This window comes from Methylovirgula ligni (assembly GCF_004135935.1).
Lineage (GTDB): Bacteria > Pseudomonadota > Alphaproteobacteria > Rhizobiales > Beijerinckiaceae > Methylovirgula > Methylovirgula ligni.
The window spans coordinates 3,152,431-3,174,940 of sequence record NZ_CP025086.1 but is presented as its reverse complement, the minus strand read 5'-3'; the positions used below and the strand labels follow the sequence as shown (position 1 = coordinate 3,174,940).

Below are 22,510 nucleotides of genomic sequence, written 5' to 3'. Positions count from 1 at the left end.
GCCTATAGAAGCGCCTCGCGCCCCCGGCCATTGTGAAACCCATGCCCGATTTTCTGCTTGAGCTCTTTTCCGAGGAAATTCCCGCCCGCATGCAGGCGCAGGCGGCGCAGGATTTGAAAAAGCTCGTCACCGACGCCCTGGCCGAACGCAATCTCTTCGGCGAATCCGCCGGCAGTTTCGCAACGCCGCGCCGCCTCGCGCTGCATATCGAGGGGCTGCCCACCCGTCAGCACGACACCAGGGAGGTTCGTAAAGGCCCCCGCACCGATGCACCGGCGGCGGCGATCAACGGCTTTCTGAAAAGCGCGGGCCTTGCCAGCGTTGCGGACGCGCAGATCGAAACCGATCCGAAAAAGGGCGATTTCTATGTCGCCACCATCGCGCGGCCGGGGCAGGCGACCGAGGCGGTGCTGGCGGAAATCCTGCCGCCCATCCTCGCCAATTTCCCGTGGCCGAAGTCGATGCGCTGGGGCGCCGATTCGGTGAAGCCCGATGCCTTCCGCTGGGTGCGCCCTCTGCATGCGATCCTTGCCACTTTCGGGCCGGAGACGGAAGAGCCGGAGGTCGTCCATTTTTCAGTCGCCGGGATCGCGGCTGGCAATGTCACCTATGGCCATCGTTTTTTGGCACCGGAGGCGATCCGGGTGCGCCGCTTCGACGATTATGTGACCTCGCTCGAAAAGGCGAAGGTAGTGCTGGACCCGGCCCGGCGGCGCGACATCATCCTTTATGACGCGCGCAATCTGGCCCATGCTCAGGGGCTGGAGCTTGTCGAGGACGCGGGCCTGCTCGATGAGGTCGCGGGACTGGTCGAATGGCCGGTGGTGCTCATCGGCAGTTTCGACCCCGAATTTCTGGCGCTGCCGCCGGAAGTGATCCGGGCGACGATCCGCGCCAACCAGAAATGCTTCGTGTTGCGCAGCGCGGGGACGGGGGCTCTTGCCGGCAAATTCGCGCTGGTCGCCAATATCGCGGCGCCGGACGGCGGCGCGGCCATCGTCGCGGGCAATTCCCGCGTCGTCCGCGCGCGGCTCTCGGATGCCAAGTTCTTCTACGACACCGATCTTCAAGTGAAACTTGAAGATCGGCTGCCAAAGTTAGAAAATATCGTCTTTCACGCCAAGCTCGGGACGCAGGCCGCGCGGGTCGCGCGCCTGATCGAGCTCGCTCGCTGGCTGGCGCCGCAGGTCGGCGCCGATCCTGAACACGCAGCACGGGCGGCAAAACTCGCCAAGGCCGATCTCGTCACCGAAATGGTCGGCGAGTTTCCTGAGCTTCAGGGCTTGATGGGGCAATATTACGCCCGCGCGCATGGCGAGCCGGCCGAGGTCGCCGCCGCCATCGGCGAACATTACCGCCCGCAAGGGCCTTCGGACTCGATCCCGGTTGCGCCGGTTTCGGTCGCCGTGGCTTTGGCCGACAAGCTCGATACGCTCGTGGGCTTCTTCGCCATCGACGAAAAGCCGACCGGCAGCAAGGACCCCTATGCGCTGCGTCGTGCGGCGCTGGGCATCATCAGGCTCATCCTCGAAAACGATCTGCGTTTGCGGCTCGTGGCGGCGGTGCAGGCCGCGCGCACCGGCTATGCGGGCCTCAAAGGCGTGCCGGACGATCTTCCGCAACAGGTGCTTGGTTTCTTCGCCGACCGGCTGAAGGTCTATCTGCGCGACAAGGGCGCGCGGCATGATCTTATCGATGCTGTGTTCGCATTGCCCGGCCAGGATGACCTGCTGCTCGTTGTCCGCCGGGTCGATGCACTTGGCGCCTTTCTCGAAGGCGATGATGGCAAGAATCTCCTCGCTGGCTATCGCCGCGCCGCCAACATTCTCCGCGCCGAGGAGAAGAAGGCACCGGCTGAGGCAAAAAGCTATTCTGAGCCTTTCGCGCGCGACAAGCTTGAATTGCCGGAAGAGATCGCTTTGGCCGATGGCCTGACCGCAGCCGTCGCGGGCGCTGGTGTGGCTATCGGCGGCGAATATTTTGCCGCCGCCATGCGGGCGCTCTCGCATCTGCGCGCACCAGTCGATGCCTTTTTCGACAAGGTGACGGTCAATGCCGAGGATCCGGCGCTGCGGCTGAACCGGCTGCGGCTGCTCAATGCTTTGCGCGAGGCAGTCCACAAAGTTGCCGATTTCTCCAGGATCGCCGGATAGGCATTTTTGCCGGCGCTTATATGCCGCGCCTGGCTTTCGGCTATGCGGCTTTTATATCGCCGCGTTTCGAGACCTCTCGAATCTATATGCTCTCTTCATCAGATTCCGTTCGCTGCCGAGGTTTCGGCGTTGGAGAGGAAGATGAAATCGAGAGCACGTGTTCGCCGCGCGGAATTGACGCCCGACATCATCATCCGGCCCGAGGGTTCTGTTTGCCGGCGCGATCGCTTGCGTCATCGTTTTCTGCATGATCGTTCGTGCCGTCGATTTTCTTGCGGCCCATTGATCCCGAACATGTCATCGGAAGACCAGCGCGCAGCGGCGCCCAACTCCCTGCATTTCGTCGTCGGACGCGATACCGAGGCTCATTGGATCGTCGTCGAAACCCACGGACTCTGCGGCGGCCTTTTCCGCGACCAGGCCGCAGCTTTGCATTACGCCGAGGAAGAGTGCCAGGCGCAGGCGGGCGATCTTGAAATCGCCTGCGAGCCGATCCGCCTGATATTCCGTTAGCTTAGGTTCCTCTCGACTTTCTCCGCCGATCCGCTACCAAAGCGGAATCGGTGGAGATCGCGCTCGGGTGAAAGAGGAAAAGGCCAGGAAACTCAGACCTTCGGGCATGACGCTCCGCGGCGGCGCTTTCGTGCTTCGGGGCCGCGAGGCGCGCAAGCTCGATTGGCGCGATCCTTATCATCTGGCTCTGGCGATGAGCTGGCCGCGTTTCGTCATCTCGCTTCTCACGATCGATCTGTCGCTGAACTTCATCTTCGCGCTGCTCTATCTGGCGCAGCCGGGCAGCGTGGCCAATGCTCATCCCGGCTCGCTGAGCGATGCTTTCTTCTTCAGCCTCGAGACGCTGGCGACCGTCGGCTATGGCGTGATGGCGCCGGCGACTCTCTACGGCCATATCGTCGCGACCGTCGAGATTTTCGCCGGCATGACGTTTATGACGATCATGACCGGCCTCGTCTTCGTGCGTTTTTCACGCCCTCGCGCGCGGATCGTCTACGCGGGAAACGCCGTCGTCGGCCATTTCAACGGCCAGCGCACGCTGATGATCCGCATCGGCAACGGCCGCGCCCATGCGATGGCCGAGACGAAGGCGCAGCTTTCCGCCCTTATCAACGAATGGACGACGGAAGGGCAGTTCTTCCGCCGCATCTACGACCTGCGATTGTCGCGTGCGCATATTCCGGTCTTTCCACTGACCTGGACCTTGATGCATCCGATCGACGCCGAGAGTCCGCTCTATAATTACGACGCGGAAAACTTCTCGAAATTCGTGTCGCGGCTCTTTCTATCGATCGAGGCGCGCGATCCGATGCTCTCCGCGCATGTCTACGACGGCAAGGATTACGCTCCGGAAGAGATATTGTTCGGCCAGCGCTATGCCGACGCCGTCGCTATCGACGATCAAGGCCGCACGATCGCCGATTTGTCGCGGATTGGTTGGACGGAAAACGAAAACGCCCCGGAGGAGACGGACTGATCTAGTCCACGTCGAGCGGCGTGGTGCCGGTCGGCGTGCCATCGGCGCCGAGGGTGATCTTCTGGATTCTCTGTTCGGCGCTCTTGAGCAGGGCTTCGCACCGCGCCTTCAACGCCTCGCCGCGCGCATAGATCGCGATCGATTCCTCAAGCTCGACATTGCCCTTCTCGAGCCGGTCGACAATCGATTCGAGCTGCTTCATCGCGCTTTCGAAGGAAAGGGTAGCGATATCGTCGTTGGTCTCGGTCAAGAGGCGGGTCCGTTATTCGTTGGCTGCGGGCTTATATCACGTTTGCGCATTTATCATGTTTGACGTCGCGCGGCGTCCGAGGCTTGTCGCATCAATAAAGCTCCAGCGCGAAAGGCTCAGCTTCGAAGCACTCGGCGCCGCGGCCGATTTCCCGGATCGCCGTGATCATGCGGCCATCACGGCCAAGGGCCTGGTCGGCAAGGCTTACGAGATGGATGTTCGGCGTCGCGGTGGGGGAGGCGCGCCGCATCCGTCGCGCGATCTCCGCTTCATTGACCTGCGGGTTCAGCGTGCAGGCGGCGATGAAGGCGCCCGCCGTCGAACGGCTGACGCCGGCGAAACAATGGATCACGAGCGGCTCGGCCTGGTCCCAGGCGCGAACGAAATCGATCAGGCTCTGGATATGTCCGCTGTCGGCCAGAATATGTCCCTCCGTTTCCTCGCAGACGTCGGAAATCGCGACCTGTAAATGCCGTTCGGGCGCGATGGCTGGCGGCCGATCGACATAAATGCCTTGATTGATGACGGTGATGAGCGATCTGGCGCCGGTCGCCGCCGTCACATCGGCAATCTGAAAAAGCGAGCAGACGTGAATGCGCGGCACCCGGCGGCTCCCCTTACTGAACTCCCCGGCGGTGCAGGAATCACGGCCGGTCCGGCTATTCTAATCACGCCATTGCCTTTGCGGCGAGGGCATCATGCCGCGCTGCGATCACAGATGGCCAAGGCGATCTAAGTCAATGATTTCTCGTGTTTCTTCCGGCCCGGTTGAGAGCTTGTCTGGATCAGCGCGCGCAATTCGGCCAGAAAGCGCTCCGCCGCCACCTGCGGCGGCCAGGGCTCAAAAGCCGTGCCACCGTAGAGCGGCAGCAACGGGTCCTTGGTCAGCGGCTCGTAGGGAATGCGCAGCACGCGTTGCACTTCCTCCTCGGTCCAGCCGACGACGCGCACCGCTTCGGTGGCCGCCGCGACGCGATCGGCTTCCTTGTGGATGCGCTTTTCCTTCACCGTCCAGGCCGGCAGTCCATAACGCACGCAGATGGCATTTTGCAGACGTTCGACGAGTTGGTGATAAGCTTCGCCGAGGAAGGGCTTGAGCGGCGAGATCGAATCGAAGCCGAGGAGGCCCTCATCGGCATCGTGGAGCAATTCGCGCAGGTCCGCGCGGGCGTCTTTCAATTCGGGCGAGCGGAGCCGGCGCAATTGCAGCACGAAGAGCGAATGCTGCGCCACCGAGAGCGGTAGCGGCCACGCCGAATGTCCGCCCCAGCGATAAGTGCGGGCGAGGCCGACGGCGAGATCCTCGTCCTCCCAATCGAAGGGTGTCGGATTGAGGAGATCAAGCCGCTTGCCCGAGAGCAGGCGGACCCAGGCGCGCGCCGCGGCCATGTCAGCGGCCCTTGCCCGGGTGCGCGCTGAGCACGGCGCAGGCTTCGTGCCGCCAGCAGGGCACGACATGGTCGTTGACCATGCCGACCGCCTGCATGAACGCATAGACGATGGTCGGGCCGCAGAATTTGAAGCCGCGCTGCTTCAGGTCCTTGGAGATTTTGAGCGAAAGCGGCGTTTCAGTGGGAATCTGCTCATGGCCGCGGAACGTGTTCTGGATCGGCGCGCCATCGACGAAATTCCACAGGTAATGGCTGAAACCGTCACCCTCCTGCAGCGCGAGATAGGCTTGCGCCGAGGCGACTGCGCCTTCGATCTTGGCGCGGTTGCGGATGATGCCTTCATTCTGCATCAGCGCGGCGAGTTTCGCCGGCTTGTAGCGCGCGATCTTCGCCGGCTCGAAATGGTCGAAGGCTTTGCGGAAATTCTCGCGTTTGCGCAGGATGGTGATCCACGAAAGCCCGGCCTGAAACCCGTCGAGGACGAATTTCTCGAACAGCGCCCGGTCGTCGAATTCCGGCACGCCCCATTCCTCGTCATGGTAGGCGAGATAGAGCGCGTCGCTGCCGGCCCAGCGGCAGCGCGTCTTTCCATCGGAGTGCGGGTGCTCGTGCGTCATTGCGGCGGCGCCGGCGTGACATCGAGCGCGGCCGTGCCGGCGATAAGCGGCGTGCCCGCGGCCTTGGCATCCTCGATCCGGTCGAGCCGCAACATGGCGAGCCCGGTCGCTCCGGCGACGGAGCCGATACGGCCGATATTGATGTCGCCCATCTTCACCTCGGCGCCCGGGGCGGGCGGCGGCCCGTCGAAGCGCACTTTCAAAATACGCTTGCGCGCCGATTTGCGGAAATGCACGCGGGCGACGACCTCCTGGCCGGGGTAGCAGCCCTTTTTGAAATCGACGCCGTTCAGCCAGTCGAGATCGGCGTCATGAACGAATGTATCGCCATAGGCGAAGTCGATTCCGCCTTTCGGCACGCCGAGCGCGGTGCGATGCTCTTCATAGTAGATCTGGGGCGTCGTCGCGAAGGCGAGCGCTTCGGGCGGCGCGATCAGCCGGGTGCCGAGCGCCTCGGCGCGGGGATCGGCGAAAGCGATCCCTGAAAAGTCAGCGGGGACCGGAATGCCCCAGACTGCGGCCACGGCCAGGCTTTCGCTCGCATCCTCGATCGTCACGGGCGCACGGAGCTTGTGCAGATTGAGCTTTTTGACGAGGTCCGGAATCTGCTCGCGCAGACAATCGAGCAGGCAGCCCGCTTGCGGGCCTTCCGGGAGTGGCGTGACGAAGAAATCGTAGAGCAGCTTGCCCTGGCCGGAGAGCAAAGCGGCGTAGCGGGCCTCGCCCGGTTTGAGATCGAGCAGGCTGTTGGTGACGAGCCGGTGCAGGAAGTCGAGTGTCTCCGCGCCCGAAATTTTGACGATGCCGCGGTCGGCAAGAATGCTTGCGCCCTTGTCCATGAAATTGGTTCCAGCTTGCGTTGCGGCCCATTCGTATTTAATCGGCCCGGAGAGAGACGCAAGCCGCGCAATTCCGCCGTCCGTCCGCCGAGGGAGCCATGGCCCGCACGTTCGATCTCATCCTCAAGGGCGGCACTCTGGTCAATCAGGACGGGATCGGCCAGCGCGATGTCGGCGTCAGCGGCGGCCGGATCGCGGAGATCGGCGATCTCTCGCAGGCCTCGGCCGGCGAGATTCTGGACGCGAAGGGCCTGCACATCCTGCCGGGCGTGATCGACACACAAGTGCATTTCCGCGAGCCGGGCGCGACGCATAAAGAGGATTTGGAGACGGGCTCCCGCGCCGCGGCTCTCGGCGGCGTCACTGCCGTCTTCGAAATGCCCAACACCAATCCGCTGACGACCGGCGCCGCCGAACTCGAGGACAAGGTGCGCCGCGCGCATCACCGGATGCATTGCGATTTCGCCTTCTGGGTCGGCGGCACGCATGAGAATGTGAAGCAGATTCCCGAGCTGGAGCGGCTGCCGGGCGCGGCGGGCATCAAGGTCTTCATGGGCTCGTCCACCGGCTCGCTGCTGGTCGCCGATGATGAAGGCGTCGCGGCGATTCTGGGCCAGACGCGACGCCGCGCGGCTTTCCATTCCGAGGACGAATATCGGCTCGAAGAGCGCAAGGGGCTGCGGGTCGCGGGCGATCCGTCCTCGCATCCCATCTGGCGCGACGAACAGGCGGCGCTCGGTTCCACACAGCGGCTCGTCCGCATCGCCCGCGCGCAACATGCGGCGATCCATGTGCTGCATGTCTCGACGGCGGAAGAGATCGACTTTCTGGCGCAGCATAAGGACATCGCCAGTGTCGAGGTGACGCCGCAGCATCTGACCTTGAGCGCTGACGATTATGCGCGGCTCGGGACGCGCTTGCAGATGAATCCGCCGATCCGTGCGCCGCGTCATCGCGATCGCATCTGGTATGGATTGCATCAAGGCATCGCGGACATTCTCGGCTCGGATCACGCGCCGCATACGTTGGAGGAAAAGGCCAAGCCCTATCCGCAAAGTCCCTCGGGCATGACCGGCGTGCAGACGCTTGTGCCGATCATGCTCGATCATGTGAACGCCGGGCGGCTTTCGCTCGAACGCTTCGTTGACATGACGAGTGCCGGGCCGGCGCGGCTCTTCGGCATCGCCGGCAAGGGGCGTGTCGCCGTCGGCTATGACGCCGATTTCACGCTTGTCGATCTCAAGCGCCGCGAGACGATTACCGACGCCTGGAGCGCCTCGCGCAGCGGCTGGACGCCTTACGATGGCGTGACAGTGACCGGCTGGCCGGTCGGCACCGTCGTGCGCGGCCAGCGCGTGATGTGGCAGGGCGAACTCGTGACGCCGGGGCAGGGCGAGGCGGTGCGGTTTACCGGCGGCCTGTAATCGCCTCTACGATGTTCCGTAGCGATGCGCGACATCGCGGGCGATCTTGCCGGATTCATCGAGGAAGCGGGTGATGATCGTCTGCGCATTCGGCGTGCATTCGCGGTAATTCAGTTCATAGCCGTTGAAGCCGCGATTGTAGGCACCCGCGAGCCGCGAGCGGCGCAGCGGATTCTGTGTCTCGGCGTCCATGAGTGCCGTCATCTTGTCGCGCCAGATCTGCCCATTCTGGCCGCCGCAAAGATTTTGCAGATAGGTCAGCGCGCCAAGCAATTCCGAGAGGCGCAGAAGCTGCGGCTCGTAGGGCGGTGGCGGCTCGTCGGGAATTGCCGCCGGCGTAGCGGGCTTGGCGCCCGGCGCGCCGGGCTTGGGCAGATTGGCAAGGGGGTGCGGGGGGTGCGGATGCGGGTGCGGGTGATGCGGCACGATGCGCGGGCGCTGTGGCTCGAATTCTTGCGGCCGATATTGCGGCGGCGGCCCGAAGAGGTTGCCGAAAAACCCTTGCGCCTGCGCCGTTGACGGAGCGGCGGCGCAGATCGCGCAGAGAAGGATCACGACCTTTCGTTTGACCACAGGATCAGTCCGGCAAGGTTTTGCGAGCTAACACTTTCTGCGCGTTCGTAACGACTTCGATGAGATAGGGCGATGTCTTTAATAGGGCGATCTGCTTCGGATCGGCCCACAGAATTTCGCCAGCCTCGGGGCCGGGCGAGCCGTCGCCCGACGTCCAGATGCCGACGAAGGAGAGGATGATGAAATGGCGGCTGATGCCGCTCGCGTTCGGCGGCGTGACCGTTTCGACATATTGGTTGAAGCCGACGAGCTTGGCCTTGACGCCGGTTTCCTCCTGCAATTCGCGAAGCGCGGCATAGGAGGCGGTTTCGCCTGATTCGATGTGGCCGCCCGGCAAGGTGAACATGCCGACGTAGGGCGGCTGCGTGCGCGTCGTGAGCAGAACCCGTCCTTCGCGGAAGACGGCGATGCTGACGCCGACATGCGGATTGGCCGTGTCGAAGCGTTGGGGCGCGGCACGCAACGTCATGGATAAAGCCGCTGCTTCTGCCAGCCGTCCGTGAGCGCGGCGCGGGTAAAGGCGATCCGGTCATGCAGCCGGAAGGCGCCGTCCGACCAGAATTCGATCGCGAGCGGCTGAATCCGGTAGCCGATCCAATAGGCCGGCCGCGGCACCGACGTGAGTGCGAATTTGGCGGCATATTTCGCAACTGCTGTCTCGAGCGCGAAGCGGCTCTCGAGCGGGCGCGATTGCCGGCTGGCCCAGGCACCGATGCGGCTCTGCAACGCCCGGTTGGAAAAATAAGCGTCGGCTTCGCTGTCGCTAACTTTTTCGACAGGTCCGCGCAGGCGCACCTGGCGACGCAGCGATTTCCAATGGAACAGCGCCGCCGCTTTCATGTTGGCGGCGAGTTCGCGGCCCTTGGCGCTTTCAGAATTACTATAGAAAACAAAGCCGCCAGGGTCGAAACCTTTGAGCAGCACCATGCGCACATCGGGCAGGCCATCGCCATCCGCCGTGGCGAGCGCCATCGCATTCGGGTCGTTTGGCTCGGTCTTTTCGGCCTCGGCAAGCCAGGTGGAAAAGAGCGCGAAAGGGTCTTCAGCTTCGGTAAAGTCACGCACGATTAATTCATTCGCCCTAGACTTCTCGCGTCGTTGATGATGAGTTCGGTTATCCGCCGGAGGGGGTGTGCTGGATGCCTTATAGTGGAACCAGGGGCGGTCTGACGAGGGCTTATGCGCTGCCCTTGCTGGGCTTGGCGCTGGCCGCCGGCACCGCTTTGGGCGGCTGCTCGATGTCGATGCCTATGGGCTCGCTGCTCGGCGACGATGACAGCACCGGTGCGATCGCGAAGTCGCAATTCGACGGCCTTGTCGGTGAGGATTGGCGCCGCGCTAAAGCCGCGCTCGCCCAGGCGCTTGGCGCGGGCGACGACAAAATCTCCGTCGCCTGGACCAACCCTGATTCGGGGGCAAAGGGCTCGTTCCAGCCTGTCGGCGCCGCCTATACGACAGCTTCGGGCACCTGCCGCAGCTTTGCCGCGGCCGTCGACAGAAACGAAGTTGACGATTCCCTGCAGGGCACGGCCTGCGCCGGCAAGCCCGGCGATTGGCAAGTCACCGACGTGCGGCCGGTCAGCAAGAGCTGACCTGGCGATTCGGGCCTTCAATAGTGCCCGCAGAAATTTCTTCTCGTGTCTTCGATACCGGCGGCTTTGGCGTTGCCAGCGAGATAGCGTCGCATTTTCTCGCGGCGCAAAGGCTGTTATCAGGATTGACAGCAGGGCGAGTCCTGCTGCCGGGGAAGTGAAAATGCAAAAATCGATGTCGGTGCTCACGCGTCCGCTCTGGTTCGCCACGCTGCTCGTTGCGGGCATCGGCACCAGCCTCGGCTTCGCTTGCGCCGTGCCGCTGGCGGCTCTGGCGGCGCTCGGCACGTTGACCCTGGGCCGGGGCACCGCGCTCGCGCTTGTCGTTGTGGTGGTTGCGGCCAATCAGGCTGTCGGCTTTGGGCTTTTGCACTATCCACATGATCCGGTGACGATCGCTTGGGGCGGCGCCTTCCTGCTCGTCGGTGTTCTGGCGGTTTTCGCTGCGGATTTCATTGAGGCGCGCGGCCCGGCCCTGCCACAGGCGGCGCTCTATGCGCTGGCCTTCGTCGCGGCCTTCACGGCTTACGAGGGCGGCCTCTTCCTGCTGTCGCTGGCGACGCATGGCGGGCTTTATCCCTACGAGCCGGCCATCGTCCTGCGGGTTCTGGCCATCAACGCGGTGACCTTCGCGGGTCTGCTCGCCGCCGGCCGGCTGGCGGTCGGGGCCGGGTTTTCGGATGGCGTACGGCTCAGCCGCGAGGCCGCCTGAAACCGCTCTAAGTCTTGCGTCCAGCGCCTGAAACCCCCAAGTTGGCGCTGAGACATTGCGCTCGCGCCAATGCCGGGCGGGCGCTCTAACGGGCTCGAAAATGCGTGATCCTTATACAGTCCTGGGCGTGGCGAAGACGGCCGATCTTGCCGAAATCAAAAAGGCATATCGAAAGCTCGCCAAGAAATTTCATCCCGATCAGAGCAAGGACCCCAAGGCGAAGGACAAATTCGCCGAGGTGAGTTCGGCCTACGAGATTCTCGGCGACGAGGCGAAGCGCGGCCAGTTCGATCGCGGCGAGATCGATGCCGAGGGCAAGCCGCGCTTCCAGGGTTTCGAGGGCTTTGGCGCCGGCGCTGGGCCAGGCGGCTTCTCCCGCCGCGCGCCGGGCGGCGGCTTCGAGCAGTACGAGTTCCGCGCCGGACCTGGCGGCGGCGGCTTCGACGCGAGCGACATCTTCAGCGAATTGTTCGGCGCGGCGCGGCGTGGCGGCGCGGGCGCGGGTCCGAGTCCGGGCGCGCAGGGGCGGGCGAGCCCGCCGCGCGGCGAGGATGTCACTGCCCAGATTTCCGTGAACCTGCGCGAGGCTGTCCACGGCGGCAAGAACCGGGTCACTCTGCCGACCGGCCGTACATTGGAAGTCACGGTTCCGGCCGGGATCGAGGACGGCCAGACGATCCGCCTCAAGGGGCAGGGCCATGCCAGCCCCTATGGCGGCGAGGCCGGTGATGCGCTGGTGACGGTGAAGATCGCCAAGCATCCCTATTTCCGCGTCGAAAACCGCGATCTGCGGCTTGATCTGCCGCTGACTCTCTACGAGGCCGTGCTGGGGGCCAAGGTGAATGTGCCGACGCTCGATGGCAAGGTGGAACTCACCGTTCCCGCCGGGTCGAACGGCGGCCGCACGTTGCGGCTGCGCGGCAAGGGCCTGCCCAATCCGAGCGGCACGCCGGGCGACCTGCTTGTCACTCTGCGGATCGTGCTGCCCGAGGGCAGCGACCCGGACCTCACGGCGCTCGCGGAGAAGTGGCAGAAACAGCGGCCCTACGATCCGCGGCAGGATCTCGCCTGAGTCTCGATCCATCGCATCCGATCACGGTTCGCACCTCGCTTGTAACCGTTCGCAAGCCGGCGTGATCGGGAACGGGCAAAACGTCGCGAATAACGCAGGCTGCACCGCGAATAGGTGGGTTTGACTGCCATACGCGGCTACATGGGCTTGGCCAATCGTCATAAACCGGGTTAAAGGCTTCTACCTAGCCGGCGTTGCCGGCGGCAGCCCCACATCATTGCCTCAGGACGAAGAATGACGCAGCCGGAGCGCCTTTCCGCAGAAGTGATAGCCCCTGGAATTCTGGCCGGTAAGCGCGGCCTCGTGCTGGGTGCCGCCAACAATCGCTCGATCGCGTGGGGCATCGCCAAGGCCGCGCGCGCCGCGGGCGCAGAACTCGCTTTCACCTATCAGGGCGAGTCCCTGGAGAAGCGGGTGCGTCCGCTTGCCGAAGAGCTGAACGCGGCCGTTGTCGGCCATTGCGATGTCACCGACGAATCCTCCATCGACGCCGTCTTCGCGACAGTCGAGAAGCTCTGGGGCAGGCTCGATTTCGTCGTCCATTGCGTCGCCTTTTCCGACAAGGACCAGCTCACTGGCCGTTATGTCGAGACGACGGCGGAGAATTTCACCAATACGCTGCTTATCTCCTGCTATTCCTTCACCGCGATCGCAAAGCGCGCCGAGAAGCTGATGACGGACGGCGGCTCGCTGCTGACGCTCACCTATTACGGCGCCGAGAAGTGGATGCCGCATTACAACGTCATGGGCGTCGCCAAGGCGGCGCTCGAAGCGTCCGTGCGCTATCTCGCCGCCGACCTCGGCCAGAAGAACATTCGCGTCAATGCGATCTCGGCCGGCCCGATCAAGACTCTTGCGGCCTCGGGCATCGGCGACTTCCGCTACATCCTCAAGTGGAACGAATATAATGCGCCGCTGCGCCGCTCGGTGACGATCGACGAAGTGGGCGAGAGCGCCGCGTTTCTGCTGTCGCCGCTGTCGCGCGGCATCACCGGCGAAATCCTGCATGTCGATGCCGGCTATCACATCGTCGGGATGAAGAATCCCGCCGCGCCGGACATATCGGCGTTGATCAGGGAGTAGCGCGAGCGCTCTCCCGCCATGTCCCACAACACTTTCGGCCATCTGTTCCGCGTCACGACCTTCGGCGAAAGTCATGGGCCGGCGATCGGCTGCGTGGTCGATGGCTGCCCGCCCGGCATTGCGCTGACCGAAGCGGACATTCAAACCTATCTCGATGAGCGGCGCCCCGGCACCTCACGCTTCACCACGCAGCGCCAGGAAGCCGATAGAGTCAAAATTCTTTCCGGCGTCTTCGAGGGCCGCACGACCGGCACGCCGATCGCTCTCTTGATCGAGAACGAGGATCAGCGCTCGAAGGACTACGACGCGATCAAGGACAAGTTCCGTCCCGGCCATGCCGACTTCACCTATGAGGCGAAATACGGCATCCGCGATTATCGCGGCGGCGGCCGGTCGTCGGCGCGCGAGACAGCGACCCGCGTCGCCGCCGGCGCCATCGCGCGCAAGGTCATCGGCAATGTCCGCGTGCGCGGCGCGCTCGTGGCGATCGGCGACGATTGGATCGACCGCACAAAATGGGATTGGGCGGAGACGCGGCGCAACGCCTTCTTCTCGCCCGATGCCGACAAGGCGCGCGAGTTCGAGGCTAAGCTCGACGCCGTTCGCAAATCCGGTTCCTCCATCGGCGCGGTCATCGAGATCGTCGCCGAGAATGTGCCGGCGGGCTGGGGCGCGCCGATTTATGGCAAGCTCGACGCGGAGCTTGCAGCGGCGCTGATGTCGATCAATGCCGTCAAAGGCGTCGAGATCGGCGATGGCTTCGCCGCCGCGGCTTTGTCGGGAGAAGAGAACGCCGACGAAATACGCATCGGCAATGACGGCCAGCCGGTTTTCTCCAGCAACCACGCGGGCGGTATTCTCGGCGGTATTTCGACGGGGCAGGCGATAATCGCGCGCTTCGCGGTAAAGCCGACCTCTTCAATATTGTCGCCGCGCAAGACGATCGATCGTCTCGGCGCGGAAACCGAGATCGTCACGAAGGGCCGTCACGATCCCTGCGTCGGCATCCGCGCTGTGCCGGTCGGCGAGGCGATGGTCGCCTGCGTGCTCGCCGACCAATTCCTGCGCCACCGCGGACAGATCGGTTAGCGCTCGGCTTTGTCCACGACCCCGACGATGGGGCCGAGCGGCAGCAGCGTGTCGTCACGGCCGAAGTCCGGCGCGTAAAGGCTCGAGACCGAACCGTCGAGAAACAGCGCGTTGGGGCATTGCAGTCGGTCGCGGAACAAGGTCGCGAAGCGATAGAAGGTCACCGGTTCGTCCGAGATCGCGAAGATCACGATATGGCCATCGCGCACGCCGACGCCGTTGCGGATTTTCTCGGACGTGCCCGTGGCCTCGATTTTGGGATGCAGGGCGCCGTCGATGACGAGCATGGGGCCGGATTGGGTCGCATATTCGGGATGCAGTCCGGCCTTGAGAAAACGGCCCGTCTCCATGATCCCGGCGCCCGCGTTGCCGAAATAGAAGATTCCGTTCGGCATCATGTGGAAATTGCCGGAGCCCCGGCGCGTGTTGGCGGCGCGGAGCTGACGGCCGCGCTCGACATAAAGCCCGACAGGGCGAAAATCTGTCCCGAACATCCCGGCGTTCATCGCGAAGGCGAGCGAATCGCCTTGCGATTTCACCGCCTCGGCGATGGCTTGAAAACCGCCATAGGGCTTGCCGTCGGCGCTGGCGAGAAATAGCCGCAGCCGGTCCTTGCGTGCGTCGAAGACGCAAATCGTGTATTGGCGATCCGCCTCGGTGACCGCTTCACAGGGCGGTTTCTCGGCCGGCCGCGCCGAGGGCAGCGAGATGAAAAGCCCCAAGGCACCGAGGGCGATGCGCAGCAGCGTTCCGGGGCCGGCGTTCTGCAGCATTGTTCGACCGCGCAATGTTTCCTATCTACCAAACTTATCAGGATTCGGAGTTTCCAGCATGCATCATACCGTGACAGAGGCGATCGAGGCCATCGCGCGCGGCGAGATCGTAATCGTCACGGACGATGACGACCGCGAGAACGAAGGCGACCTGATCTGCGCCGCCTCGCTCTGCACGCCGGAGAAGATGGGCTTCATCATCCGCCATACGAGCGGCATCGTCTGCGCTCCGCTGACGGCGGCGGATGCGCGCCGGCTGAACCTTCAGCCGATGGTCGCGACGAACGATGCGCCGCTGGGGACCGCTTTCACTGTATCCGTCGATGTCCGGCACGGGCTGACCACCGGCATTTCCGGTGAGCAGCGGACCAATACGGTGCGCGCTCTCGCCAACGGCAATATGGGCGCCGACGATTTCGTGCGCCCCGGCCACGTCTTTCCGCTCATCGCCCGCGAGGGCGGCGTGCTGACGCGCTCGGGCCATACCGAGGCGGCTGTCGATCTTTGCCGTCTGGCTGGCTTGCCGGCCGTCGGCGTCATCTGCGAGCTCGCCAATGACGACGGCAGCGTCATGGCCGGAAAGCAAATCCAGGCCTTCGCCGATCAGCACAAGTTGAAGCGGATTTCCGTCGCCCAGCTCATCGCCTACCGCCAGGAGCGCGAAAAGCTGGTCGAACGGGTCCGGGTCTTTCCGGTCGAGGGGCCGAGCGGGCCGTTGACCTGCTATGCCTATCAGACGCCTTTCGATCCGGTGCATCATTTTGCCTTTGTCCAGGGCGAGATCGGCGACGGCCGCAACATGCCCGCGCGTCTGCATCGCGTCGATCTCATCGCTGATGTTGTCACTGGCAGCGCGCTCATTCCCGAGACGTTCGCGCGCTTCAAGAAGGAGGGGCGGGGCGTTCTCGTCCTGCTGCGCGACGGCACCGCCGGCGTGCCCGCGCTCTCGGAAGTGAATGAAAAGGCCTCGGAGGCCATGCGGACCAAGGAATGGCGGGAGATCGGCATCGGCGCGCAAATCCTGCGCGATCTCGGTATTTCCTCGATCCGGCTGCGGACGTCTTCGCCCTTGAACTATGTCGGCCTGTCGGGCTTCGGTATCGGGATCATCGCCTATGAGGGAGTCGAAGGCGAGAAATAGGAAAGGCCCATCAACGCGGCGACATGCGCCGCGGCCGAGGCGCCCAGCCCCTCGAGATCGTAGCCGCCTTCAAGAACCGAGATGATGCGGCCGCCGCTGCTGCGCGCCGCAACCTCCATGATTTCGGCGGTGATCCAGGCAAAATCCATCTCGGTCAGGTTCAGGTTGGCGAGAGGATCGCGCCAATGGGCGTCGAAGCCGGCCGAAATGATGATGGCATCCGGCGCGAAGCCGATGAGTCGCGGCAGGATGACGGATTCGCAGGCTTCCCGGAAGATCGTACCGTCGGAGGCCGGCGCGAGCGGGGCATTGACGATCGTGCCATAGGTGCCGGTTTCCGACGCCGCGCCGGTGCCTGGAAAAAGCGGCATCTCATGGGTCGAGCAATAGAGCACGCTGGCATCGGCCCAGAAAATCGCCTGCGTGCCGTTGCCGTGATGGACGTCGAAATCGACGATCGCGACCCGCTCGGCACCATAGGCGGCCTGGGCGTGGCGTGCGGCGATAGCCGCATTGTTGAAGAGGCAAAAGCCCATCGGCACTGTCCGGCTGGCATGATGGCCGGGCGGCCGCGTCATCACAAAGGCATTGCTGGCCTCGCCCCGCATGACCGAATCGACCGCGGCGACGGCGCCGCCAGCGGCATGGAGCATCGCCTCCCATGAGCCGCGGCTGATCGGCGTGTCGTCATCAATGTAGGAGAGACCTTCGTCGGGCACGGCGGCTTCGAGCGCGGCGACATAGCCCGTGGGGTGGACCCGCAGAATCGGCGCGGACTCGCTACGCGGCGAGCGCCGCCGGTCGAGGTCACGGAATGTATCGACGGCCAGCGCATCCGTGATCGCAACGAGACGCGCGGGCGATTCGGGATGATAGGGCCCGGTATCGTGACCGAGGCCGGCCGGATGATCGAAGAGCAGGGTTGCCACGGAACCTTAGCCGTCCGGAAACGATTCGCCTTTACCTTAGCATTGCCGTGCGACAGGCCGAGCATGCCGTGCGGCGGTCGTTGCATGCGTCACAGCCTGCACAAATGTTTCTTTTGCGCCACAGGTTTTCATCTTCTCGCACTCTCATGGCGTTCCATCTGCTCGTAACGGTAGCGAGACCAGCATCGATGCGTTATTTCGTTCAGTAGACGTGGGGATAAGCGATGAGATTTTCCAAGATAACCTGGGCATTGCCGTTTTTCGCATTGTTGTTGGCCGGGTGCGAGGGCGACGGACTGGCGACGCCGGATCCGAGCCTTTCGGGCCGCGACCAGGAATTCCTTGCGCTTGCGCCGAAAGCCGACATTCCTTCCCAGTTCCAACGCTATGAGGTCGCCGATCCGACGGGCGAAAAGCCCGGCACCGTGATCGTCGATACCAAGCATATGTATCTCTATTACATCCTGCCGGGCGGCAAGGCGATGCGCTACGGCATCGCGGCGGGCTCGGAAGCAGCGGGCTGGACCGGTACGGCCACCATCGGCCGGAAGGAAGAATGGCCGCACTGGATGCCGCCGTCCGACATGCTGAAGCGCTGGCCGCACCTGCAGCCGACGGCTGATGCCGGTGGCCTTCCGGGCGGTCCCGGTAATCCGCTCGGCTCGCGGGCGATGTATCTGTTCCAGGGCAACAAGGACACGCTCTACCGCATCCACGGCACCAATGAGCCGGAGCAGATCGGCCAGGCGGTGTCCTCGGGCTGCATCCGGATGTCGAACATCGACGCGATCGACCTCTACGACCGCGTAAAGGTCGGCACCAAAGTCATTGTTGAATAAGCAATAATCAAGGTCTGAGATTTAACGCCTGCATCCCCGGATGCGGGCGTTTTTTTTGGCGCGTTGCTAAGCCAGGGCGGAATCGGCGCCGATCGTGACAAGCACGATTTCCGGCGGCCGGAACAGCCGGATGGGCGCGATCGACGTGCCGAGTCCCGCCGAGATGATCATGTGACGGTTGCCGTCGACAATATGGCCGTAGACCTGCCGCATCCCGAATTGCGACTCGGTGAACAGTTCGGTGATGATTGGCAGATTGACCTGGCCGCCGTGGGTGTGGCCGCAAAGCGTGAGCGAGACGCGCTCGGGCACGCGGCGGAAGACGAAAGGCTCGTGCGCCAGCAGGAGCACCGGCGCCCCGTCCGTCACTTGCGCCAGGGTGCCATTGAGATCGTCGAACCCCTGAAAGCTGTTTGGTCCTTGCGGATAGGCGAGCTGATCGCCCAGTCCCGCGACCCAGAAGCTCATCCCGTCCTTGACGAGAGGGACGGCAGCATTCTCCAGAACCTTGAAATCCGCGTGCTGCAACGCGCGGCGGACGCTTTCGCCATCGTCGCTGCGCATCCGCACAAGCGCGCCGTGCCACCAGTCGTGATTGCCGAGAATGGCATAGGTGCCGAGCGGCGCATCGAGAACGGAGAGCGCCTCGGCCCATTGTTCGGGGAAGACCGGGCCGGTCACGAACCGATGGCCGGCATTGAAATCGCCGAGCAGGAAGACGACGTCGGGATTGAGCGCGTTCGTGGCCTCGGCGATGCGCCGGATTCGCGCCGCCGACATTTGCGGCTCGCAGGCATGGATGTCGGCGATCAGCGCCGCCTTGACCTGCAGACCGGGGGTCCAGTGCGGCGGCGTGATGCGATAGGTCGTGATGTCGAGAAGAAAGCCCGGCTCGATCGCGCAGGCGTAGGTTCCGAGGCCGGCCGTTGCCAAAGTGAAAGCGCTGGCGCCTTGGATGAAATGCCGGCGCGTCAAGAGGGCCATCAGGAAACCGATCCGAGGGGGCAGGCCGGCGCCCACCTGCAGCCTGCGTGCGCCCCGGCATTTGCCGAGGCGGCGTTTTGCTAAACTGACTTAGAGGCCGAATTTTGTCCAGCAGGTCAATGGCTAAGCGGCTTTGCCGCCGAACCGGCGTTGCGGCTGGCGCTGGGCGTCCTGGCTCTCCGCGTCCTTGGGCTTCGGCGCGGTGGCCTGCAATGCCGCCGCGACGGCGGAAATGCCGATTTCACGATAGAGGCGAGCGAGGATATCGCGGGCATCGCCCGGCGTTTGGCTGGAATGGAAATTTACGTCGCGGTCCTGCATGGGGTTTTCCTTGCTGCCTGCATTGGCGTGCTGTGCGTGCGGGCAGCTTCCAGCCGGGCGGTAAACATAACCTTGCCAATTTAAGTTAATAGCGTGGGAATGTTCCGGCCGCCGGAGATTGCACGCAGGTGTGTCTCGTGCTCAACATCCATCGACATTCGAGCGGCATACGGGTTGGCTCATGCGGCATTTGATTATCGAGGAGCCGTTCTCGGAGAGTGCGATCTGGTCCCGGCGGCTCGCTGTCTTCGCGGCGGCGGTCGTGGCGATGGGCCTCGTTCTCGCGCGGCTTGGCCTCGATGCGCCAGCGGTTCTGGCGGTCGTCGGCTCGGCGATCGTGCTCGCCTGTCTCGCCGTTCTTTGCGCTGGCGTCGCGACGGTCGAGATCTGGCAGACCGGACGCAAGGGTCTCGGCTTGCTTCTCGGCGGTGCGGTGCTGGCGGCGCTGCTTCTGGCCTATCCCGCCTATCTCGCCGTGCAGGCGGTGCGGCTGCCGGTGTTGAACGATATTTCGACCGATACCGACGATCCCCCGGCCTATTCGCTGTCGCGCAAGGCGCTGGCCGCGCGGCATGGTTGGGTGCCGCCGTCGATCCCGGCGGCGTCCCGCGAAGCGCAAGCGACCGCCTATCCCGATGTCGAGCCGATCTATCTCGATCTCGACGGCGGCGAAACCTATCAGACGGTGCTGAGCGCCGCCGCGGCGCGGCACTGGAAAATCATCGACGCTGTTCCGCCCGGCGGCCGGCTCGGCTACGGCCATGTCGATGCCATCGCGCATGGCCTCATCCTCGGCTTCGCCGATGACATTACGATCCGCATCTGGCCTTTGGCGGGAGAAACACGGGTCGATGTCCGCTCCGCCTCGCGCATCGGCCGGCATGATTTCGGCGGCAATGCCGCTCGGATCGAAGCTTTCGCGGACGAACTGAATACCGAGGCCGAGGCGAAATAATCGCCGCGCAGATTACCCGCGCGTGTAAACGGCGTCGCGGCCTGCCGCGCCGTCGCTGTGCACCAAACCGCGCTCGGACAAATCCTGCAAATGCGCGAGAACTGAGAGGCCCGCCGCGCCGACGAGGCGCGGATCGAGGCCGCGATAGAGGGCGCTGACCAGCGTCGGAATGTGTGCCGGACCCTTGCCGAGTTCGGCGAGAATGGCCGCTTCGCGCAGGCGGCGGTGATGGATGAGCGCGCGGACCATCCGCTGGGGTGTTGCGACCCCGCCGCCGTGGCCGGGCCAGTAATGCGTGTCGGCGCGGCCCGCGAGCTTTTCGAGCGAAGCCATATAGTCGCCCATCCTGCCGTCGGGCGGAATGACGACGGACGTCGACCAGGCCATGACATGATCGCCGGAGAACAGGGCGCGTTCCGCTGCCAGCGCAAAGACGAGGTGATTGGCGGTATGGCCGGGGGTCGCGAGCGTTTCGAGCGTGTAAGCCGGCCCGGCGACGACGTCGCCCTCGCGTAAAATTGTGTCCGGGCGATAGGTGCGGTCGTGCGCCGCGTCCGTCCCCGCACCATCTTCGCCGGTCGCGGCGGGATAGGGTGCGCAGCCGAGGATATCCGCGCCGGTCGCGGCTTTCAGGGCTGCCGCGCCGGCCGCATGGTCGCGATGCGTATGGGTGACGAGAATGTGCCGCACCCGCTCCGTGCCGAGGCTTTCCAGCAATGCAGCGAGATGCGCGGGCGAGTTGGGCCCCGGGTCGATAACCGCCACCTCGCCTTCGCCGACGACATAGGTGCAAGTGCCGGTGAAGGTCATCGGGCCGGGATTATCAGCGATGATCCGACGGACCTTCGGCGACAGCCGGACAAGCCTCTCCGCCGCGCCGGGCGGCGTCTGGTCGAAGGGAATGTCCTGGTCCTCGTCGCTCATTCCGGCTCTTGTATGGGGGTCTCGCCGGCGTTCTTCAGGAACACCGCCGCCAGGGCGTGATAGATGCTGTCCTTGCAGATTGATTTCGAAACCGCATCGGCGATAACCGCCGCAAGCATCAGCGGAATGATCATCGTGCGGTTCTCCGTCATCTCCGAGACGATGACGAAAGACGTGATCGGCGTCTGCACCACGCCCGTGAGATAGGAGACCATGCCGAGGAGCGCCAGAGCGCCGAGCGGGACATCCTGAAAGAGCGTGTGCAGATTTGCCGCAAGCCCGGCGCCGACGGCGAGGGACGGCGCGAACAGGCCGCCGGGGATGCCGCCGATCGCGGAGAACAGGGTCGCAAGGAACTTCATAAGTCCGAAGATCGCGCAGGCGGGCGCCGCGCCGTGCACGATCGCACGTGCTTCATCATAGCCCGTGCCGTAGCTCGTATCCTGCGAGAGAAGGCCGGTGAGGGCGACACCGAGGCCGCACAGCATGGCGAAGACGATCGGGTGACGGGCGATCAGTCGGCCGAGAGCGCCCGGGAGGCCACGCGCGAATGTGATGACGATGCGGCTGAAGAGGCCGCCGAACAGGCCGCCGAGGACGGCGCAGATCGGCAGCACCAGCCAGGCGCGGCCCAGCGGCAGCACCGCATTGGTGGAACCGAAATAGGCATAATTGCCGACAAGGCTGAGCGAGGTGAGGCCCGCGGCGATGATCGCGCCGAGGACGAGGCCGCTCGTCCGCGACTCGAAGGAGCGGCTCAGTTCCTCGATGCCGAAGACGATGCCGGCGAGCGGCGTGTTGAAGGCCGCGGCAATGCCCGCGGCGGCGCCCGCGAGCAACAGGCCGCGTTGATATTCGATCGCGCCGCGGCCCACCGCATTCATCAGCGCGGCGCCGACTTGCACGGTCGGACCTTCGCGGCCGATCGAGGCGCCGCAGAGCAGACCAAGCGTGACGGAGACGATTTTCCCGATGGCGACACGCAGCGAAACCAGCGACGTGCGGGTCGGGCCGTCCGGCAACTCGCGCGCGGCGATCACCTGCGGAATGCCGCTGCCCTGCGAATTCGGGAAGACCTTCAGCGTCAGGAATACGATGGCGCCAAACCCGAGCGGCGTCAGTGCGAGCGAGAGATAGCGCGATATTCCGAGCAGGCGATGGAAATCGCGCTGGGCGAAGTCGGCCAGCGCGGCCATGAGGATTGCCGCCGCGCCGACGAGCAAACCGCCGATGACAAAGAGCGTTCGGCGCCCCCAGCGCTGGAGAGTCTCGCGGGAAAGATTTTCGAGGTAGGGGAGGCGATCGCGAAAGGTCATGGGCGCGGTCTACAATGGCTCGGCCGCCTGCGCAGAAGAAAACC

General features: G+C 64.3%; 26 protein-coding genes. 12 read left to right on the top strand and 14 right to left on the bottom strand.

What is annotated here, in order from left to right:
- Window positions 1-41 precede the first annotated feature (41 nt).
- From glyS to CWB41_RS15365, 3 genes are all read left to right on the top strand, one after another.
- Entirely contained in the window at window positions 42-2,153 is a 2,112-nt protein-coding gene (gene glyS, locus CWB41_RS15375; protein WP_115836115.1) for a glycine--tRNA ligase subunit beta, read from the top strand.
- 294 nt (window positions 2,154-2,447) lie between these two features.
- Window positions 2,448-2,666: a hypothetical protein gene (locus CWB41_RS15370; protein ID WP_129396526.1), complete on the top strand. Its 219-nt coding sequence runs from the start codon at window positions 2,448-2,450 to the stop codon at window positions 2,664-2,666.
- A gap of 106 nt (window positions 2,667-2,772) precedes the next feature.
- Entirely contained in the window at window positions 2,773-3,642 is an 870-nt protein-coding gene (locus CWB41_RS15365) for an ion channel (protein ID WP_115836117.1), read from the top strand.
- 1 nt (window position 3,643) lies between these two features.
- Here CWB41_RS15365 and CWB41_RS15360 read toward each other — a convergent pair whose 3' ends face one another.
- From CWB41_RS15360 to ygfZ, 5 genes are all read right to left on the bottom strand, one after another.
- The gene (locus CWB41_RS15360; RefSeq protein WP_181902961.1) at window positions 3,644-3,844 is read right to left on the bottom strand and encodes an exodeoxyribonuclease VII small subunit; all 201 of its coding nucleotides are present in this window, start codon (window positions 3,842-3,844) and stop codon (window positions 3,644-3,646) included.
- 139 nt (window positions 3,845-3,983) lie between these two features.
- Window positions 3,984-4,496 carry a tyrosine phosphatase family protein gene (locus tag CWB41_RS15355; protein ID WP_115836119.1) on the bottom strand — a complete coding sequence of 171 codons (513 nt, stop codon included), beginning with the start codon at window positions 4,494-4,496 and terminating at the stop codon, window positions 3,984-3,986.
- Between the two features lie 128 nt (window positions 4,497-4,624).
- Window positions 4,625-5,281 (bottom strand): PLP-dependent aminotransferase family protein, encoded by a 657-nt coding sequence (locus CWB41_RS15350; RefSeq protein WP_115836120.1) that lies wholly within the window; start codon window positions 5,279-5,281, stop codon window positions 4,625-4,627.
- A 1-nt stretch (window position 5,282) separates the two neighbouring features.
- Window positions 5,283-5,900 (bottom strand): DNA-3-methyladenine glycosylase I, encoded by a 618-nt coding sequence (locus CWB41_RS15345; protein ID WP_115836121.1) that lies wholly within the window; start codon window positions 5,898-5,900, stop codon window positions 5,283-5,285.
- The gene (gene ygfZ / locus CWB41_RS15340) at window positions 5,897-6,739 is read right to left on the bottom strand and encodes a CAF17-like 4Fe-4S cluster assembly/insertion protein YgfZ (protein WP_115836122.1); all 843 of its coding nucleotides are present in this window, start codon (window positions 6,737-6,739) and stop codon (window positions 5,897-5,899) included. The genes CWB41_RS15345 and ygfZ overlap by 4 nt, the downstream gene beginning before the upstream one ends.
- 98 nt (window positions 6,740-6,837) lie before the next feature.
- Here ygfZ and CWB41_RS15335 point away from each other — a divergent pair, with 98 nt between their 5' ends.
- The gene (locus tag CWB41_RS15335) at window positions 6,838-8,163 is read left to right on the top strand and encodes a dihydroorotase (RefSeq protein WP_115836123.1); all 1,326 of its coding nucleotides are present in this window, start codon (window positions 6,838-6,840) and stop codon (window positions 8,161-8,163) included.
- Window positions 8,164-8,169: 6 nt separating this feature from the next.
- Here CWB41_RS15335 and CWB41_RS15330 read toward each other — a convergent pair whose 3' ends face one another.
- From CWB41_RS15330 to pdxH, 3 genes are read right to left on the bottom strand one after another with little or no spacing between them, the layout of a single operon-like run.
- Window positions 8,170-8,718 carry a TIGR02301 family protein gene (locus CWB41_RS15330; RefSeq protein WP_165204402.1) on the bottom strand — a complete coding sequence of 183 codons (549 nt, stop codon included), beginning with the start codon at window positions 8,716-8,718 and terminating at the stop codon, window positions 8,170-8,172.
- 22 nt (window positions 8,719-8,740) lie between these two features.
- A complete protein-coding gene (locus CWB41_RS15325; RefSeq protein WP_115836124.1) occupies window positions 8,741-9,205 on the bottom strand; it encodes an NUDIX hydrolase in 465 nt (154 codons plus the stop codon).
- Entirely contained in the window at window positions 9,202-9,801 is a 600-nt protein-coding gene (gene pdxH, locus CWB41_RS15320) for a pyridoxamine 5'-phosphate oxidase (protein WP_115836125.1), read from the bottom strand. The genes CWB41_RS15325 and pdxH overlap by 4 nt, the downstream gene beginning before the upstream one ends.
- 74 nt (window positions 9,802-9,875) lie before the next feature.
- Between pdxH and CWB41_RS15315 the strand changes: the two genes are divergently transcribed.
- The 5 genes from CWB41_RS15315 (at window position 9,876) to aroC (ending at window position 14,284) form a co-directional block, all read left to right on the top strand.
- Entirely contained in the window at window positions 9,876-10,328 is a 453-nt protein-coding gene (locus CWB41_RS15315) for an RT0821/Lpp0805 family surface protein (protein ID WP_115836126.1), read from the top strand.
- A gap of 163 nt (window positions 10,329-10,491) precedes the next feature.
- Entirely contained in the window at window positions 10,492-11,040 is a 549-nt protein-coding gene (locus CWB41_RS15310; RefSeq protein ID WP_129396525.1) for a hypothetical protein, read from the top strand.
- A 100-nt stretch (window positions 11,041-11,140) separates the two neighbouring features.
- Window positions 11,141-12,112, top strand: coding sequence for a DnaJ C-terminal domain-containing protein (locus tag CWB41_RS15305; RefSeq protein WP_115836128.1), 972 nt, complete (start codon window positions 11,141-11,143; stop codon window positions 12,110-12,112).
- Window positions 12,113-12,346: 234 nt separating this feature from the next.
- Window positions 12,347-13,195, top strand: coding sequence for an enoyl-ACP reductase FabI (gene fabI / locus CWB41_RS15300; RefSeq protein ID WP_115836129.1), 849 nt, complete (start codon window positions 12,347-12,349; stop codon window positions 13,193-13,195).
- An 18-nt stretch (window positions 13,196-13,213) separates the two neighbouring features.
- Complete coding sequence (gene aroC, locus CWB41_RS15295; RefSeq protein WP_115836130.1) at window positions 13,214-14,284, top strand: chorismate synthase; 1,071 nt, start codon at window positions 13,214-13,216, stop codon at window positions 14,282-14,284.
- Here the strand turns inward: aroC and CWB41_RS15290 are convergent.
- Window positions 14,281-15,057, bottom strand: coding sequence for a phosphodiester glycosidase family protein (locus CWB41_RS15290; RefSeq protein ID WP_115836131.1), 777 nt, complete (start codon window positions 15,055-15,057; stop codon window positions 14,281-14,283). The genes aroC and CWB41_RS15290 overlap by 4 nt on opposite strands.
- Window positions 15,058-15,115: 58 nt before the next feature.
- On the opposite strand from CWB41_RS15290, the gene ribB reads away from it, so the two are divergent.
- Entirely contained in the window at window positions 15,116-16,198 is a 1,083-nt protein-coding gene (ribB, locus tag CWB41_RS15285; RefSeq protein ID WP_115836132.1) for a 3,4-dihydroxy-2-butanone-4-phosphate synthase, read from the top strand.
- Here the strand turns inward: ribB and CWB41_RS15280 are convergent.
- Window positions 16,171-17,127 carry a histone deacetylase family protein gene (locus CWB41_RS15280; protein WP_115836133.1) on the bottom strand — a complete coding sequence of 319 codons (957 nt, stop codon included), beginning with the start codon at window positions 17,125-17,127 and terminating at the stop codon, window positions 16,171-16,173. The two genes, ribB and CWB41_RS15280, sit on opposite strands and share 28 nt — an antisense overlap.
- A 224-nt stretch (window positions 17,128-17,351) precedes the next feature.
- Here CWB41_RS15280 and CWB41_RS15275 point away from each other — a divergent pair, with 224 nt between their 5' ends.
- On the top strand, window positions 17,352-17,966 hold the full coding sequence (locus CWB41_RS15275; protein WP_115836134.1) for a L,D-transpeptidase: 615 nt from the start codon (window positions 17,352-17,354) through the stop codon (window positions 17,964-17,966).
- Window positions 17,967-18,032: 66 nt separating this feature from the next.
- Here the strand turns inward: CWB41_RS15275 and CWB41_RS15270 are convergent, their stop codons facing one another.
- A complete protein-coding gene (locus tag CWB41_RS15270; RefSeq protein WP_115836135.1) occupies window positions 18,033-18,950 on the bottom strand; it encodes a metallophosphoesterase in 918 nt (305 codons plus the stop codon).
- Window positions 18,951-19,073: 123 nt separating this feature from the next.
- Window positions 19,074-19,271 carry a hypothetical protein gene (locus tag CWB41_RS15265; protein WP_115836136.1) on the bottom strand — a complete coding sequence of 66 codons (198 nt, stop codon included), beginning with the start codon at window positions 19,269-19,271 and terminating at the stop codon, window positions 19,074-19,076.
- A gap of 181 nt (window positions 19,272-19,452) precedes the next feature.
- Here CWB41_RS15265 and CWB41_RS15260 point away from each other — a divergent pair, with 181 nt between their 5' ends.
- The gene (locus tag CWB41_RS15260; RefSeq protein ID WP_115836137.1) at window positions 19,453-20,226 is read left to right on the top strand and encodes a DUF1499 domain-containing protein; all 774 of its coding nucleotides are present in this window, start codon (window positions 19,453-19,455) and stop codon (window positions 20,224-20,226) included.
- Window positions 20,227-20,238: 12 nt separating this feature from the next.
- On the opposite strand, the gene CWB41_RS15255 is transcribed toward CWB41_RS15260, so the two are convergent.
- Window positions 20,239-21,150, bottom strand: coding sequence for an MBL fold metallo-hydrolase (locus CWB41_RS15255; RefSeq protein ID WP_115836138.1), 912 nt, complete (start codon window positions 21,148-21,150; stop codon window positions 20,239-20,241).
- Window positions 21,147-22,466, bottom strand: coding sequence for a chloride channel protein (locus CWB41_RS15250; RefSeq protein ID WP_115836139.1), 1,320 nt, complete (start codon window positions 22,464-22,466; stop codon window positions 21,147-21,149). Before CWB41_RS15250 ends, CWB41_RS15255 begins: the two co-directional genes overlap by 4 nt.
- Window positions 22,467-22,510: the final 44 nt, after the last annotated feature.